The organism is Pontibacter populi, assembly GCF_040278685.1.
Lineage (GTDB): Bacteria > Bacteroidota > Bacteroidia > Cytophagales > Hymenobacteraceae > Pontibacter > Pontibacter populi.
Map to the genome: position 1 here is coordinate 178,021 of NZ_JBEOKT010000006.1, position 15,455 is coordinate 193,475.

14 protein-coding genes and 1 tRNA gene are annotated in these 15,455 nt (G+C 45.1%); 7 read left to right on the plus strand and 8 right to left on the minus strand.

What is annotated here, in order from left to right; genetic code table 11:
* The first annotated feature begins 173 nt into the window (after window positions 1-173).
* Window positions 174-1,847 carry a phenylacetic acid degradation protein PaaN gene (gene paaN, locus ABS362_RS08755; RefSeq protein ID WP_350412044.1) on the plus strand — a complete coding sequence of 558 codons (1,674 nt, stop codon included), beginning with the start codon at window positions 174-176 and terminating at the stop codon, window positions 1,845-1,847.
* Window positions 1,848-1,935: 88 nt separating this feature from the next.
* Here paaN and ABS362_RS08760 read toward each other — a convergent pair whose 3' ends face one another.
* Window positions 1,936-2,232, minus strand: coding sequence for a sll1863 family stress response protein (locus ABS362_RS08760; RefSeq protein ID WP_350412045.1), 297 nt, complete (start codon window positions 2,230-2,232; stop codon window positions 1,936-1,938).
* A 204-nt stretch (window positions 2,233-2,436) separates the two neighbouring features.
* Between ABS362_RS08760 and ABS362_RS08765 the strand changes: the two genes are divergently transcribed.
* From ABS362_RS08765 to ABS362_RS08775, 3 genes are all read left to right on the plus strand, one after another.
* The gene (locus ABS362_RS08765) at window positions 2,437-4,779 is read left to right on the plus strand and encodes a TonB-dependent siderophore receptor (RefSeq protein WP_350412046.1); all 2,343 of its coding nucleotides are present in this window, start codon (window positions 2,437-2,439) and stop codon (window positions 4,777-4,779) included.
* 74 nt (window positions 4,780-4,853) lie between these two features.
* A complete protein-coding gene (locus ABS362_RS08770; RefSeq protein ID WP_350412047.1) occupies window positions 4,854-5,987 on the plus strand; it encodes a PepSY-associated TM helix domain-containing protein in 1,134 nt (377 codons plus the stop codon).
* A 184-nt stretch (window positions 5,988-6,171) separates the two neighbouring features.
* The gene (locus tag ABS362_RS08775; protein WP_350412048.1) at window positions 6,172-6,588 is read left to right on the plus strand and encodes a response regulator; all 417 of its coding nucleotides are present in this window, start codon (window positions 6,172-6,174) and stop codon (window positions 6,586-6,588) included.
* A 75-nt stretch (window positions 6,589-6,663) separates the two neighbouring features.
* On the opposite strand, the gene ABS362_RS08780 is transcribed toward ABS362_RS08775, so the two are convergent.
* The 6 genes from ABS362_RS08780 to ABS362_RS08805 form a co-directional block, all read right to left on the minus strand.
* Window positions 6,664-8,007 carry an ATP-binding protein gene (locus ABS362_RS08780; RefSeq protein ID WP_350412049.1) on the minus strand — a complete coding sequence of 448 codons (1,344 nt, stop codon included), beginning with the start codon at window positions 8,005-8,007 and terminating at the stop codon, window positions 6,664-6,666.
* A 5-nt stretch (window positions 8,008-8,012) separates the two neighbouring features.
* Complete coding sequence (locus ABS362_RS08785; RefSeq protein ID WP_350412051.1) at window positions 8,013-9,044, minus strand: ATP-binding protein; 1,032 nt, start codon at window positions 9,042-9,044, stop codon at window positions 8,013-8,015.
* Window positions 9,034-9,438: an anti-sigma regulatory factor gene (locus ABS362_RS08790; protein ID WP_350412052.1), complete on the minus strand. Its 405-nt coding sequence runs from the start codon at window positions 9,436-9,438 to the stop codon at window positions 9,034-9,036. Before ABS362_RS08790 ends, ABS362_RS08785 begins: the two co-directional genes overlap by 11 nt.
* Window positions 9,431-9,847, minus strand: a complete 417-nt coding sequence (locus ABS362_RS08795) for an STAS domain-containing protein (protein WP_350412053.1) — start codon at window positions 9,845-9,847, stop codon at window positions 9,431-9,433. Before ABS362_RS08795 ends, ABS362_RS08790 begins: the two co-directional genes overlap by 8 nt.
* Before the next feature lie 4 nt (window positions 9,848-9,851).
* Window positions 9,852-10,724, minus strand: coding sequence for an STAS domain-containing protein (locus ABS362_RS08800; RefSeq protein WP_350412054.1), 873 nt, complete (start codon window positions 10,722-10,724; stop codon window positions 9,852-9,854).
* Between the two features lie 269 nt (window positions 10,725-10,993).
* Window positions 10,994-11,067, minus strand: a tRNA-Arg gene (locus ABS362_RS08805).
* A 178-nt stretch (window positions 11,068-11,245) separates the two neighbouring features.
* Between ABS362_RS08805 and ABS362_RS08810 the strand changes: the two genes are divergently transcribed.
* Window positions 11,246-11,662, plus strand: coding sequence for an organic hydroperoxide resistance protein (locus tag ABS362_RS08810; RefSeq protein ID WP_350412055.1), 417 nt, complete (start codon window positions 11,246-11,248; stop codon window positions 11,660-11,662).
* A 298-nt stretch (window positions 11,663-11,960) separates the two neighbouring features.
* Here the strand turns inward: ABS362_RS08810 and sucC are convergent, their stop codons facing one another.
* Window positions 11,961-13,163 carry an ADP-forming succinate--CoA ligase subunit beta gene (gene sucC, locus ABS362_RS08815; protein ID WP_350412057.1) on the minus strand — a complete coding sequence of 401 codons (1,203 nt, stop codon included), beginning with the start codon at window positions 13,161-13,163 and terminating at the stop codon, window positions 11,961-11,963.
* Window positions 13,164-13,343: 180 nt separating this feature from the next.
* On the opposite strand from sucC, the gene ABS362_RS08820 reads away from it, so the two are divergent.
* Both ABS362_RS08820 and ABS362_RS08825 read left to right on the plus strand, forming a co-directional pair.
* A complete protein-coding gene (locus tag ABS362_RS08820) occupies window positions 13,344-14,432 on the plus strand; it encodes an AI-2E family transporter (RefSeq protein ID WP_350412059.1) in 1,089 nt (362 codons plus the stop codon).
* A 96-nt stretch (window positions 14,433-14,528) separates the two neighbouring features.
* Complete coding sequence (locus tag ABS362_RS08825; RefSeq protein ID WP_350412060.1) at window positions 14,529-15,203, plus strand: ABC transporter ATP-binding protein; 675 nt, start codon at window positions 14,529-14,531, stop codon at window positions 15,201-15,203.
* The last annotated feature ends 252 nt before the right edge of the window (window positions 15,204-15,455 follow it).

Here is a 15,455-nt window from a genome sequence, read left to right on the forward strand (position 1 = left end):
TAAAAATCTAAGTTGATGATAAGAACTGTACCTGTAACTAAGGTAAGTGCACTAAAACACTTTTAAATATAAGGCGAATTACCCCAATAACACCCAAACCTTTCTGTTTTTTTACGTAACTTTCCAAGGTTGGATCATACCCGATCATTTTAAAAGCATAATTCTGAAAAACTATGGCTATTAACCTGGCAGACAAACACCAAACTACACTTGACACCGCCGTACGTGCCCTGCACGAGCGAACTTTTTTTGCGCATTACCCTGAGAATCCGACTCCGGAAGTTTACGGTGAGAACGCTGACAAAGAAGGCCGCGAAAAATATACATCCAGATTGAATAATAAGTTCGAAGAGCTGCTACAGGAAAATCCTGAAAGCTGGACAGGGCAGGAAGATTCGCCTTACGAGCAGCAGCCTTTGGGCGTTAAATACCCGTTCTTTTCCCCGGAAACACTTATCAGCAGATCCGAAGAAGCGTTCCACCAGTGGCGTAAAGTAAAACCAGCCGACCGCGCTGCTATACTGGTAGAATCGCTGGAACGCATGAAGACCCGTTTCTTCGAGATAGCTTATGCCACCATGCACACAACTGGTCAGGCCTATATGATGTCGTTCCAGGCATCGGGTCCGCACGCTGCTGACCGTGCTCTGGAAGCCATTGCATCTGGTTACGAAGAAATGACCCGTTTCCCGGAAAGTACGGAGTGGGAAAAGCCGATGGGCAAATACAATCTGAAACTGAACAAAAGCTGGAAAGCGGTACCGAAAGGTGTGGCACTGGTTATTGGTTGCTCTACATTCCCGACCTGGAACACGGTGCCGGGCATGTATGCAAGCCTTGTTACGGGTAACCCGGTTATCGTTAAGCCACACCCGAAAGCCGTTTTGCCAATAGCTATAGTTGTAGCCGAAGTGCAGAAAGTGTTAGCTGAAAACGGTCTGAACCCGAACATCTGCCAGTTGGCCGTTGATGCTGAAGACAGACTGATTACAAAAGAACTGGCCGAAAACCCGAAAGTAAAACTGATAGACTATACCGGCGGTACGGAGTTTGGTAACTATATCGAAAGCCTGAAAGGGAAGACGGTATTTACAGAAAAAGCCGGCGTTAACTCAATTATCCTTGACTCTGTTGATGACCTGGACAAAGTAGCGCAGAACCTGGCATTTTCGGTTAGCTTATACTCCGGCCAGATGTGTACGGCTCCGCAGAACTTCTTTATCCCGGAAAAAGGCATTAAAGTAGGTGGCGAAACAGTACCTTATGAAGAAGTAGTTCAGAAACTGGCTGATGCCGTAACCGGCCTGGTTAATAACCCGAAAGCTGGTCCGCACATTTTAGGCGCTATCCAGAACCCTGCCACTACAGAGCGTGTAAAAGGCGCTTCAACTATAGGCGGTAATGCTGTGCTTACTACCTGCGATTTCAGCAACCCGATGTTTGCGAATGCGCGTACCTGCTCACCGGTTATCTATGAAGTAGATGCCAGCAACAAGGAAAGCTACAGCCGCGAACTGTTCGGCCCGATCATGCTGATCATCAAAACAAAAGATACAGACCAGAGCATTGAGCTTGCCAGTGACATGGCCCGTGAACATGGCGCTATTTCGTGCGGTGCTTATACCACAGACCCGGCTGTAAAAGAAAAGATAATGGATGAGATGAGCCTTGCCGGTACACCGGTTAGCTTTAACCTGACAGGTGGTATCTTCGTGAACCAGAATGCGAGTTTCTCAGACTTCCATGTAACAGGTGGCAACCCTGCCGGTAATGCTTCTTTCACTAACCCTGAGTTCGTGATCAAGCGCTTTACGTGGGTAGGTTTCAGAGAGCCTGTGGTTGGTTAAGCAACTATAACTATAAACTATAAAAGCCCGGCTGCTGTAACGTAGCCGGGCTTTTTGTTTTCAAATCATTATAAACTATAGCTATAGTTTATTTGAACATATTCTCGATGTCGTTTTTCAGGTTGTCCAGGCCGCTGCGAAGGTTTTGCCACTTGTCATGGGTATCTTCGGTGTCGTTTAGTTTGTTGGCAATCAATTCGCGTTTCTTTTCCAGGGCGGCAATGTGCTCATGATAGGTATGGTTTGAGTCGGCAGTAGTGGCATTCACTTTCGCTCGCAGGGTTTTTATCTTACTATCCAGTTCGTCCAGGCTTTTCTGTATCTCTTCGCGGCTCAGGTTATCGGGTGCACGCATGTGTTCGGGCTTCATGTTATATGTATCCATATAAGTAGCTTTAATTCTGTTTGATGTTATACTTCCTACATACTTACCAAAAGCTGAAAAGGATATAGTTAAGCACTGGCTATAGTTAGAAAAGTGAGTTTTGTCACTATTTAGAAAAAATCTAAATAAATCGTTTGTGCTTATCAATTCGGTCTTTACTTTTGTGTCTGCTTAGAATTAATCTAAATAAACAAGAACATACTCATGTCCCGAAGTCTACTTATCCTGTTAGTTTTTCTGTTCGTTGCACCTGTTGCTATTGCGCAAAGCATTGGCCGTATTGAAGGACGAATAGTTTCCGAAAGAAATGAGCCGCTGTTAGGTATTAGCGTTGCTTTACAAGGCACTACCGTTGGTACTACTACCGACGAAGAAGGAAAGTACGTGATCAAATCTGTGGCGCCGGGTAACTATACCCTGGTTGCAAATGGCATTGGTTATACTACTGTAAAGCGCGAAGTGAGCGTTAAAGGCGGATCAACTATAACAGAATACTTTTTACTGCCATCTACAGCTACAGAACTGAACGAAGTAGTTATAACGGCAAGTAAGAGTGGTGAATTTGTGCAGCCGATCGGGTCTACAGCTACTAAAATGGAAGCTCCTTTAAAGTCGGTGCCGCAATCAGTTCAGATCATTTCTCGCCGCGCCATGGACCAGATGCAGGTTATCCGCCTGGATGATGCCATGCGCAACGTGAGTGGCGTAACAATGGAGACCGGTTTTGGTGGCCGTACTGATATTTTCCAGATCCGGGGTTTCAGAACAAGTACCGAAAGTATATTCAAGAACGGCTTCCGTAACAGCGTACGTACTTTCCGTGAGACAGCCAATATACAGCAGCTGGAAGTAATGAAAGGCCCTGCATCGGTATTATATGGCGTAAGCGACCCGGGCGGTATGGTAAACATCACAACCAAAAAACCTACTGCCTTTACCTTTCACGATATACAGTTAACGGCTAACAGCTTTGGCCAGTACCGGCCGGCTATAGATTTTGGCGGTGCCCTGAATGAAGAAAAAACACTGAAGTACAGATTGAATGCCGTTTATGAAGATGGCGATACGTACCGTGACTTTGTAAGCACTAAACGTTTCTTTGTTGCGCCAGCTTTTACGTATGATTTCTCCGACAGAACCTCACTTACAGTTGAAGCCGAGTACCTGGACCATGACCAGGCTTCGGACAGGGGTATAGTTGCCTTTAATGGCGTGATTGCTGATGTTCCAACCAACCGTTCTATCGGCGAACCGGGCAATGTGGGCATACATCAGAACAGGTTAGTGCAGTATAATTTGCAGCATCGTTTCAACAACATGTTCAGTTTGCGCCACGCTTCTAACTTTACCTATTCTTCTGAGCAAAGAACAGTCGTAGAATTTGCCGGCATCCCTAAGAAAGACGACTCCAACTCTAAGGTGATCCGTCGTTTGCAGGACCAGTATAACTTTGAGCGTAACTTTGCCACACAGAACGAACTATATGCTACGTTTAAAACAGGCGCAGCTTTCGAACATAAAACAGTAGTTGGGGTAGAAGTTGCCCGCTCTATGTTTGATATCTGGTATAACCGTGGAAACTACGATACCCTGAATGTTTACAATCCGAAGTATAACAGTAAGCTAAAGCAGGTTAAACTTAACTTCGGAGACGACTACCGCGACAACACCCAACTATACGGCGTGTATGTGCAGGACTTTTTATCGATAAGCCAGAAACTGAAAGTATTACTGGGTGCCCGTTACGACATCTGGGACCTGGAGAAAGTAAACCAAAAACTGGACAAAGCAACAAACACCTTCTCAGAAGTAATTACAACGCAGCGCAATACAGCCTTAAACCCACGCGCCGGCTTGCTTTACGAAGTGGCAGGACCTGTATCGGTTTACGGTAACTGGTCTAAGGGTTTCCAGCCGGAAGTCGGTCGCACCAAAGATGGCGAAGCGTTTGAACCTGTAACATCAGACCTTTACGAAGCAGGTATTAAATCAGGATTGCTGAACGACAAGATCAACCTAAAGGCCGCTTACTTTAACATCACCCGCCGTAACGTAGAAGTTACTGACCCATCGGACAACGCTTATAGTATGCAGATCGGTAAAGTGCGAAGCGAAGGGTTTGAAGCTGATGTTACCGGTGAAATTGCGACAGGCCTTAACGTAATTGCCACCTATAGTTACACAGATGCCCGCATAGTTAAAGATACTAAGGCAACTAATATCGGCAAGCGCTTCAGAGGCGTAAGCGAGCACAGTGGCAGCCTGTGGACAACATACGAAATACAGGACGGACCTATGAAAGGACTTGGCATTGGTGGTGGCTTTACCAGCTTCGGCGACAGACCGGTTGATGCTGCAGACAGCTTCAGATTACCGGGCTACACCCGTTACGATGGCACCGTGTATTACGACAACCAAAAATACCACGCAGCCATAAATGTACGCAACCTGACAAACGTGAAATATTACGATGGCTCACAATCAGCGACAGCCATCATGCCGGGCGCTCCTTTATCGGTGCAAGGTACAATAGGTGTTCGCTTTTAATCTGAATAAACTATAGTTTTGCTAAAATCTGGCGGCGCAGCTTCGGTTGTGCCGCTAATTTGTTTTAAGACCTCATGAGAAAACTGATCCTGCAACTGCACCTTTGGGTAGGCCTTACAGCTGGCGCTATAGTTTCTGTGGTTGGCCTTACAGGTTCAGTTTATGTTTTCCAGCCCGAGCTTACTGCTCTTTTATATTCCGATCTTTACCAAAGCTCTAACCCAACAAAAGATGTTGTAGATGCCAGAACTATAGTTGCCAAAGCAGAAAAACAGTTTGATGCCGAGGTAGCAACCATACTTTTCCCGCTGCGCGAGCTCGAGAATTACATCGTGAAAGTGGAGGGTAAAAAAGAGTTCGTATTTTATGATGGCGCCACCGGGGCTTACCTTGGCGAAATGGCCAAACGCCGCGGCGTAATGGAAGATGTGTTGGAGATACACCGGCAGCTAACTATAGGCGAGATTGGTTCTACAATAACAGGTATTGCATCGTTGCTGCTGGTAGTAGTATTGCTATCGTCGGGGTTATACCTGTGGTTGCCTTACAAAAAGAAAAAACTGAAAGACGGCCTGCGCCTGAAACCAAATGCCAGCTTTAAGCGCCGCAACTACGACGTGCACAAAGTGTTTGGGTTTTATTTTATCATTCCACTGTTCCTGGTCAGTTTAACAGGTGTGTACTTTGCTTTCTCAGAACAGGTACAGGCTGTGGTAGATTTTGTTACCCGCACCGAAGTGCCAACACCAGATGTTACAAAAATAAAATCCACGTATCGCACTGACTTGCCTGAGGTAACTATAGTACAGGCTCTGGATATGATGGAAACTATGTACCCGGGATACCATAAACGCAACCTGATCATGCCGAAAGACAGTGCTGACAGGGTTTACTTTTCGGTGGTTAATGCAGCTGAAATAGACGCAGGTCCCGAGTACAGGCCACAGGTTTATATCGATCAGTACACTGGTAAAATATTGTTTGCTTATGAGCCACACACTGCACCAGCCGGCCACCAGCTTACCCGTAACTGGTTTGTGCCTATTCACTTCGGCGAGATAGGAGGGTGGTTTACCCGCATACTATGGTTTTTTACCGGCCTTATGCCTGCCCTGCTTTGGGTAAGCGGAGTTATTATCTGGCGTAATCGTACCTCGAAAAATAAACGACAAAAAGCACCTGTAACAATTAAGCCTGCAACCAGATAACAAGAGTCGTACGCAGGCAATTTACCGGTGCCTATAGTTAAAGAATTTTAAAAAAATCAGTATTGAATTAACTATAGTTTATACCGTAATTTTGAATTAGTAAATCTTAATTTGATATTTGCAGTTATAATAAAACCTCTGTGATGTTATAGCGGTATTATTGCTCAAAATAAATGACATGCCAATGCTTGATCTAGTACTACTTATTGACGATGACGATACAACAAATTTCCTGAATAAACGACTGTTGGAAGAAATGCAGGTAGCCAGGGAAATTATGGTGTATAACAATGGCAAAGAGGCAATAGATTATTTAAGCGAAGCATGTTCCGAAGATCAGTCATCAGACAAGCGTTGCCCTGACCTGATATTCCTGGATATTAAAATGCCGGTTATGGATGGTTTCTCTTTCCTGGACGAGTACCAGCGCCGAAAATTAGATGCTAAAGATCATGTGATCATTATGATGCTTACTTCGTCGGCCAGCTTTTACGACCTCGAACGCCTGAAGAACTATAGCCGCGTAAAAAAGCATTATTCTAAAACACTTACAAAACACGACGTGCAGGAAGTGCTGGAACAATTCTTCTCGAAAAACTAAGTTTCGTAAAACATAAAAAAAGGGCCTGCAAACTAACATTGCGGGCCCTTTTTACTTTATAGCTATAGTTAAGATCTATAGTTGTATTATTTCGGAAGCTGGCCATGTAAACATAAACCGCGAGCCGCGCCCTTCAGACTCCACCCATATTTTGCCGCCTTTACCGGTAACTATCTTTTTAACTATAGATAAGCCCAGGCCCGTGCTGTTGCCGGAGCTATTGATGTTTATAGTTTGGTAGGCATTAAAAATATCGCCTTGCGATTCAGGAGGAATTCCGGGGCCATTGTCCTGCAACGAGAAATAGATCCAGTCGTCCTGGAGCCTATAGGTTACCTCGATACTTGCATTTTGGTTCAGATCGTGGTGTTTAATGGCATTCCCGATAAGGTTACTGAAAACCTGGTGCAACAGTATGGATTCTGTCAGCAGTATTAGTGGTTTTTCCGGGAGTGATATCTTTATATGATCGGGAAGGTTAAGCAAACCTATTACACCAGCCAGCAGCGCGTGCAGTTCAGTTTCGGTTTTCGTTATGTTCTTGCGGCCTGCCAGCGAGTAAGCCAGTATGCTCATGATAAACTGATCCATACGGGCGGTTTGCTGGTTAAGCATCGGGAACAGTCCTTTAGCTTCTTTTACCCTATCGGTGTTCAGGCAATCTTCCAGGGCTCTGGATAAGCCGTTTATATTCTGAAGCGGCGCGCGCAGGTCATGCGAAACGGTATGGGCAAACGTATCCAGATCTTCGTTTATATCCTGTAGCCTGGCGTTCTGTTCCTCACGTTCCTGTAACAGTTGCTGTATGTCCAGGTTGGTTTGCTGCAGTTTGTTGTTCAGCCTCCTGATCTCCAGAAGTTGCTGTTCGGCTACTTCGTTGCGTTCACGCAGTTGGTCCATTACTTCCAGAAGCTGCATATTCTGCCTTTTGATCTCGGCATACGGCGACACGCTGTCAACATCAAACTCCAGCATCCACTCTTCGGCAAGCGCTTTTGTTACGGTAGGGGCGTTGTGTGGCAGGCGCTGGCGCAGTGTTATTCTGGTTCCTTTCTCAAACTCGCTTTCTATGTTAAAATAGTCTACCAGTTTGCGGGAGTTTGCCAGGCCAGTACCTTTTGTATTCAATGCATTTGGTTCGCGGTTCAGGAAGTAATCAATGTTGCCCAGGCCGCGCCCCCTGTCGGCCACTATAGCTTCTATGTATTTAACGTTTTGCTCTTCTATTATACTGAACTGTATGTTACCGTTTCCCACATGCTCTACCACGTTGCGGCAAATTTCGGATACAGCAGTGGCAAATTTGGTTTGGTTACCTATTGTTATACCTAAACGCTCCGAAAGCTGCTTTGCTCTTTTGTAAGCCAGCACCACATCAAGCTCGTTGTTAATATTAATTTTTAAGAGGCTTCTCAGCATAACACTCAGGATTTAGAACGGACAACTACAACCAGCGAATCATCTGTATCACGCTTAAAATCGCGGTAAACTACGGCAGCAATTATACTGGCATCGTGGCGGTGCAGGTTCGTGTATTTGCTCAGGTCCCACCTCGATTTTATGCCGTCAGAATGTAGTATAAGTAATTTGCTGTTATTCCACTCAATTGTTTGTGTATTAAGGGTAGCCGGAATGTTATGCCCCAGGATACCATTATAAGCCATGATATTCTTGCTTAATGAGTTTACTATTGCTGGTCCGTCTATTTGATAAAGCCTGCCTGCAATGTTGCCCACACCGCAATAACTTATCCGTTTCTGAGCTGCATCAATATGAACTATAGTACCTACAGCTCCACGCGTTTTACGGATAGAGGCGTGTATGTGGCGAAGGTTCTGGGCAGCATCAGTGGTATGTTGTTGTAAAAAAGCTGCAACTGCTTCGCTACTTGCATCGTTGGCAGCTGCGCCATGGCCTAAACCATCCAAGGCTATCAGGTAACAATGCTTTCCGTGTACTGTCGCTGCAAAGCCATCGCCGCAGAATTGTTCGTTTGGTTTAGGAACAATAATAGTACCTATCTGGAAGGTATTGGTTTGCTTGGGAGCTTCGGTCTGGCCTTTGTAAAAGCGTGTCAACAGTATAGTGCCGCAACCCGGTTGTGTGTACATGTCGAACGTATGCGACTGCCGAACTATAGCACCCAGGCCTTCGCCGGCTGTTCCGGCCGTAGACGAGCCGTCTTGCATCATGCGCTGCGGGTCTTTCATGCCGGGGCCACTATCAAAGCATATTATTTCGAGGGCATTGGCAGTGGTGTATTTTACCAGAAGTTCGCCACCCTGCGGAGAATGTTTGAGCAGGTTTGATGCCATCTCCGACACTACAATATTAATACGGCCAACCTCGGAAGGTGAGAAGCCATAACTCTCCGCAATGCGGGTAATATCCCGTTTAACAATATTGGCAAAGCTTCTATCTGCCAGCAAAAAACGCTGATGGTGCTTAACGTCCATTCTTCCAGTGTGTAATTACAACTGTAGTCCCCTGGCCAACTATACTTTTAACATCAAATTCGTTTACCAGTCTTTTTGCGCCTGGCAAGCCCAGGCCAAGGCTTTTGCCGGTCGAAAATCCGTCCTGCATGGCCTGTGGTATGTTTTCTATTCCGGGACCTTCGTCGGTAAAAGTTAATCTTACGCCGTTTTGCCCGTTTTTATTAACTATTTCAAGGATTGTTTTTCCGCCATTGGCATACTTAAGCATATTCCGGACAAGCTCGCTGGCAGCAGTAATAAGCTTTGTCTGGTTTACCAGGCTCATGCCTATTTTTGTGCTCATCTCCCGCACCCGGTTCCTAAATGGTACAACGTCTTGTTCCCGCACGATTTGCATCGTGTCTTTAGTCATTGTAATCATTTGGGTCCTCTCTGTCTTCTTCGTCGTCTTGTTGTTGGCTAAGTAAATCTGTTTTATTGTAGAGCAGGTCCATGCCTTTTTCTACGTTCAGGGCCGTGTGTACTCCCTGCAAGGTTAGTCCAAGTTCTACCAGCGTAATGGCAACAGCCGGCTGCATGCCAACTACTACCGTTTCAGCATCCATTATACGCGACATAGAGGCTATATTACCTAATATGCGGCCCATAAAGGAGTCAACTATATTTACTGCTGATATGTCGATCAAAACTCCGCGGGCACCTGTTTTGCTTACCATCGAGATAAGGTCGTTTTCCAGGTTCAGGGCCAGCCTGTCGTACAGGTCTACTTGTATAGTAACCAGCAGGAAAGGCCCCATTTTTAATATTGGAATCCTATCCATCGTGTTACCTGATTATTTTAGTTGGTACTGTTACGTTTTTCTTTTTCACCTCAAGGGCCAGCATACTGAATGCTAACTGCAGCGCACTTGCCAGGGAGGCTTTTGTTTTGATATTGGAAAGGTCGATGCCCAGGTGAACTATAGTTTGCGCGATCTCGGCACGGATACCACTAATGATACACTCTGCACCCATAAGGCGTGTTGCAGCAACAGTTTTGATAAGGTGCTGTGCTACTAAAGAGTCTACGGCAGGTACACCCGAAATGTCCAGGATGGCAATGTTACTGCCTGTGTTCACAATTTCCTGCAGCAGGTTTTCCATCACGATCTGGGTACGTGAGCTATCCAGGGTTCCGATAATTGGCAACGCCAGGATACCATCCCAAACACGGATAACAGGAGTAGAGATCTCGTTTATTTCGTCGGTCTGGCGAAGGATAACTTCTTCACGGCCTCTTAAATATGTTTCGAATGTGTGGATGCTCAGGTTATCGAGTAATTTGTTAACCTGTATAACCTCTTTGTATAATATTTCAGGCTGATCGCGGCGCTCTTTCTCAAGCACATCGGTCAGGGCTTGCTTCAGGCTTAATACATACATTGTGATTTCGCGTGGCGAGAAACCCTGGCGCGCTCTTGTTACCGAGATATCACTTAAAATGTCATTAACCTGCTCAAAATTGCTGGAGTAAATGTTTTCCAGGTCACCTTTTTCAATTGCAATAAGCAGTTCATCCAGGAGCTCTTCAGACTGGCGGCGCAGGTCTTCGTTTGAGATCAGGTCATCGCGAAGCGAATCGTCAGCTAATTGGTTTTTCACCCAGTTTTCAAGGATCGCTTTTTTTCTCTTTTTGAGCAGCTGTGCTGTTTGGTTCATGTTATGTGTTGCTTAAGCGTGATGTTTGTCTTAGGGAATTTAAATAAGATAAGCTCAAAGATAAGGTTATATATATTAATACTTAGAATTAACTGCAGATATACAGTTATATGACCCTACGATGAAAGACACCCTTTGGAGTAAGTGTGAAGTTATCACATACGCGTACGGGCAACTTTAGATATATATTAAAAAAACAACCTCATAGCCAAATGTTAAAAACAAAAAAGCCTTGTAAGGATGTACTTACAAGGCTATTATAGTTTGTGTGCACCCGAGAGGATTCGAACCCCTAACCCTCGGAGCCGAAATCCGATATTCTATCCAGTTGAACTACGGGTGCAGGACGTGTGCAAAAATAGAAACAAAGCGGATAAAAGGAAACATTCACCCTAAAAATGTACAAGATAGTTTCGGTTTATAGTTGCGCTTGCTCACTATTCGGCTGAAAGGCAAAACAATACTTTTAAAACTATGGTTAATATTACCTGAATCAGAACTATAAATACATTACATAAACTATGGAAAGAGTATATACGGCAGAGGTTACTGCTACTGGCGGCCGTCGTGGCCATGTTTCATCTTCGGATGGTGTTTTGGATATGCCGCTTTCGTTACCGGAAGGACTGGGAGGGGAGAAAGGGAAGACAAACCCTGAACAACTTTTTGCTGCCGGCTATTCGGCTTGTTTCCTGAGTGCCTTGCTGTTAGTGGCAGGCAAACACCACGAGCGCATAGACCCGACAGCTACGGTAAAAGCACACGTTGACCTGTTAAAATCAGAAAACCATGCTTATGGCCTCGGTGTAAAACTAACAGTAGATCTGAAAGGCATGGAAAAAGAAAAAGCCCGCCAGCTGGTAGACGAAGCCCACCAGGTTTGCCCATACTCTATTGGGGTGCAGGGCAATGTGGAAGTGCAGCTGGAAGTAGTTTAAGAGTTAATGAGTTTAGGAGTTTGAGAGTTAATGAAGTTAGAAAAGGATTAGTTAGAAAGTTTTATAGTGAATTATTGCTCGCGGTTCGGCACGTTTGTTAATATCAAAGCGGCCAGAGTCCGCAGGTAACTTACACTCGCGGGACGCGAGCGAAGGCGGAAAACCACCAACTTTCTAACCTGCTAACTTCCAAACTTCATTAACTCCTAAACTCTCTAACTCTTAAACTTCTCCTCAAGTATAAAAACAAAAGGGGCTGCCAATTATGGCAGCCCCTTTTGTTTTTATACTTGAGGAATTAAGCTCCTACTTCTGCTAAAACCTGCTTTACTTTTTCAGCGGCTTCTTTTAAAGCAACTGCAGAGTAAACTTTCAGGCCAGACTCGTCTATGATGCGTGCACCTTCTTCAGCGTTTGTACCTTGAAGACGAACGATGATCGGAACACGGATATCACCAATGTTTTTGTACGCTTCTACCACACCATTTGCAACACGGTCGCAACGAACGATACCACCGAAGATGTTGATCAGGATAGCTTTTACGTTCGGGTCTTTTAGGATAATGCGGAAACCAGCTTCAACAGTCTGTGCATTTGCCCCACCACCTACGTCAAGGAAGTTAGCGGGCTCGCCACCAGAAAGCTTAATGATATCCATAGTTGCCATAGCAAGACCGGCACCGTTTACCATACAGCCAACGTTACCGTCAAGCTTTACATAGTTCAGGTTAGATGCGCTTGCTTCTACTTCCAACGGATCTTCTTCCGAAGTATCGCGCAGGGCAGCCAGGTCTTTGTGGCGGAACAGTGCGTTATCGTCTAAGTCTACTTTTGCATCTACAGCCAGGATCTTGTTGTCTGAAGTTTTCAGAACAGGGTTGATCTCGAACATAGAAGCATCAGACTCTACGTATGCTTTGTAAAGGCTTGTGATGAATTTAACCATCTCCTTGAAGGCTTCGCCCTGTAAACCAAATGCGAAAGCGATCTTGTTAGCCTGGAACGGACGCAGACCTACAGCCGGGTCGATCCACTCTTTAATGATCTTCTCAGGAGTGTGCTCAGCAACTTCCTCAATGTCCATACCACCTTCAGTAGATGCCATGATCACGTTCTGACCTTTTGCACGGTCAAGCAGAATGCTCAGGTAAAACTCTTTCGGATCAGACTCGCCCGGGTAGTACACATCCTGCGCAACCAATACTTTCTGTACCAGTTTACCTTCAGGACCTGTCTGGTGCGTTACCAGTGTCATACCCAGAATTTCGCTTGCGATCTGCTTAACCTGGTCAAGGTTTTTAGCCAGCTTTACGCCGCCACCTTTACCGCGGCCTCCCGCATGTATCTGAGCTTTAATAACATGCCAGCCAGTACCGGTTTCTTCGGTAAGCTTCATGGCAGCTTTTACAGCCTGGTCAGGCGTTTCAGCCACGATGCCTTCCTGTATGCGTACGCCGTAGCTTTTTAAAATGTCTTTACCCTGATATTCGTGTATGTTCATGCTTTCAGTTTTAATGGACGCACGAAAGTACGCCTTTATCGCTTTAAATTCAAGTAATGGATTTTTAAAATATTGAGGCTTCGTTCTAACTCTCTAAAATGGTTTTTACATAACCGTAATGAACGCAACGAGTATAATACGAACAGAGTTTTAACTATATATTCTGATAAACAGATTGCCATGACGGATAACTATAGTTTTGCGAAACGAATTGCCATTGCAGCATTTGTAGTTGTGCTGGTTGCCGGGGGATTTTACCTGCTGGTAAAGCAGTTCTATTTCTTTCTGCTGGTGTTTGCCGGTATTTTACTGGCAGTACTTTTCTGTGGCATGGCCGACTGGATAACCAGTAAACTGCATTTGAAAAGAGGATGGAGTTTGCTGTTGTCTGTACTAGTCTTTTTCGGATTACTGGTTGGCGCATTTCTCTGGATTGGGCCAACAGTGGCAGAGCAGGGCCAGGAGATGCGGAAAACGTTGCCTCAATCTTTACAGGAAGTAGAGCAGTGGTTAGGCCAATTTAGTTGGGGTGAAAAAGTAGCAGAACAATTACCCGAGAATTTAAATAAGGTCATGCCCAAACAGAGTTCCCTTTTCTCAAAGGTAACAGGCGCACTTACCACTACGCTGGGCATTCTGGCCGATCTGCTTATCGTAATCATTACCGCGCTTTTCTTCGCATCAAACCCTAATCTATACACCAAAGGCTTTTCAAAACTTTTCCCGCCACGGCACCGCAAACGTGTACTTAATGTACTGCACGAGTGCTACCACACACTTAAACTATGGCTGCTGGCCATGCTTTCGGCAATGGCTATAATCGGAATATCTTCGGCAATAGGCTATAGTTTAATAGGGCTGCCCATGGCATTCGCATTAGCCCTGATTGCTTTTTTGTTCGCTTTTATACCAAATATCGGTCCCTGGTTAGCAGGCATTCCAGCTGTGTTGATAGGGCTTACCCAAGGTCCGCAAATGGCCCTTTATGTTATCCTCGTTTATGGGGGCATTCAGATGGTAGAAACATATCTTATCACACCTATCATTTTTCAGAAAACCGTAGACCTGCCGCCTGCACTGTTGTTATTTTTCCAGGTGTTGCTGGGCTTGGTACAGGGTGGGTTAGGACTCATGCTGGCCGCGCCGATACTGGCGGTATTAATGGTGGTGGTAAAAGAACTTTATGTAAAAGATGTGTTGAAAGATGAATCTGACACTGACACGGAGCGATATAACGCCAATGGACCTGCTAAATCCGGAATTTCCTGAGTTTGACGAGACCTGTTCTCTGCAAACTAAATCCGGCAAAAATTTTGTAGCTTTGGAGCTTGCATAGTTTCATTTCACTACTATAGTTTTTTCAGCGTGCTGCAGGTATCCAACATCCACAAAAAATACGGTAAACTAGAAGTTCTTAAAGGCATCGACCTGACCATTGGAACAGGCGAAGTAGTGTCTATAGTTGGCGCTTCGGGGGCAGGTAAAAGTACCTTATTGCATATACTGGGCACTTTGGATAATGCTGATTCCGGGGAAGTACTGTTTGAAGGAAAGAACATTGCCAAATACAATGCCACCGACCTGGCTAAATTCCGCAACCGACACATCGGCTTTATTTTCCAGTTCCATAACCTGCTGCCTGAGTTTACTGCCGTTGAGAATGTTTGCTTACCGGGTTTCCTGGCTGGCCGACCTGAGAAAGAAGTTGTAGAGCGCGCCAAGGAGTTACTGATGATGCTTAACCTGTCGCACAGACTCGACCATAAACCTTCTGAAATGTCGGGTGGGGAGCAGCAGCGTACAGCAGTGGCGCGTGCCCTTATCAATTCACCGGAAGTAATTTTCGCCGATGAGCCAAGCGGTAACCTCGATTCCAAAAACGCCCAGGAACTACACGATATCTTCTTTAAGCTCCGCGATGAGTTCAACCAAACCTTTGTTATAGTTACACATAACGAACTGCTGGCCTCCATGGCCGACCGCACACTGGTCATGAAAGATGGCCTTATCGTGCAGGAAGTCCTATCAAATCAGGGTTAGTTGTTGGTTGTTAATTGTTGATTGTTGAAGGTTAAATTGTTGGATCAGCTCAAGTATAAGACGCCACGTATTTCGTCTCTACATTTTATCCTTCTTTAACTCTCTAACTCTTAAACTCTTTAACTATAAATAGCTTTCTAACTCCCAGCCTCTTTCTCTCGTAAATACCTTTCACCCTTTCTCTTTTAGCCAAAGCTTGCACAGCTTTAGTAATGGTACTAAAAATTTTAGAAAATAGTTTGTAACTACTTG

Bases quoted from the DNA above. Each gene is read 5' to 3' on its own strand.
- paaN (WP_350412044.1), top strand. From the start codon at position 174: ATGGCTATTAACCTGGCAGACAAACACCAAACTACACTTGACACCGCC.
- ABS362_RS08760 (WP_350412045.1), bottom strand. From the start codon at position 2,232: ATGGATACATATAACATGAAGCCCGAACACATGCGTGCACCCGATAAC.
- ABS362_RS08765 (WP_350412046.1), top strand. From the start codon at position 2,437: ATGTCCCGAAGTCTACTTATCCTGTTAGTTTTTCTGTTCGTTGCACCT.
- ABS362_RS08770 (WP_350412047.1), top strand. From the start codon at position 4,854: ATGAGAAAACTGATCCTGCAACTGCACCTTTGGGTAGGCCTTACAGCT.
- ABS362_RS08775 (WP_350412048.1), top strand. From the start codon at position 6,172: ATGCTTGATCTAGTACTACTTATTGACGATGACGATACAACAAATTTC.
- ABS362_RS08780 (WP_350412049.1), bottom strand. From the start codon at position 8,007: ATGCTGAGAAGCCTCTTAAAAATTAATATTAACAACGAGCTTGATGTG.
- ABS362_RS08785 (WP_350412051.1), bottom strand. From the start codon at position 9,044: ATGGACGTTAAGCACCATCAGCGTTTTTTGCTGGCAGATAGAAGCTTT.
- ABS362_RS08790 (WP_350412052.1), bottom strand. From the start codon at position 9,438: ATGACTAAAGACACGATGCAAATCGTGCGGGAACAAGACGTTGTACCA.
- ABS362_RS08795 (WP_350412053.1), bottom strand. From the start codon at position 9,847: ATGGATAGGATTCCAATATTAAAAATGGGGCCTTTCCTGCTGGTTACT.
- ABS362_RS08800 (WP_350412054.1), bottom strand. From the start codon at position 10,724: ATGAACCAAACAGCACAGCTGCTCAAAAAGAGAAAAAAAGCGATCCTT.
- ABS362_RS08810 (WP_350412055.1), top strand. From the start codon at position 11,246: ATGGAAAGAGTATATACGGCAGAGGTTACTGCTACTGGCGGCCGTCGT.
- sucC (WP_350412057.1), bottom strand. From the start codon at position 13,163: ATGAACATACACGAATATCAGGGTAAAGACATTTTAAAAAGCTACGGC.
- ABS362_RS08820 (WP_350412059.1), top strand. From the start codon at position 13,344: ATGACGGATAACTATAGTTTTGCGAAACGAATTGCCATTGCAGCATTT.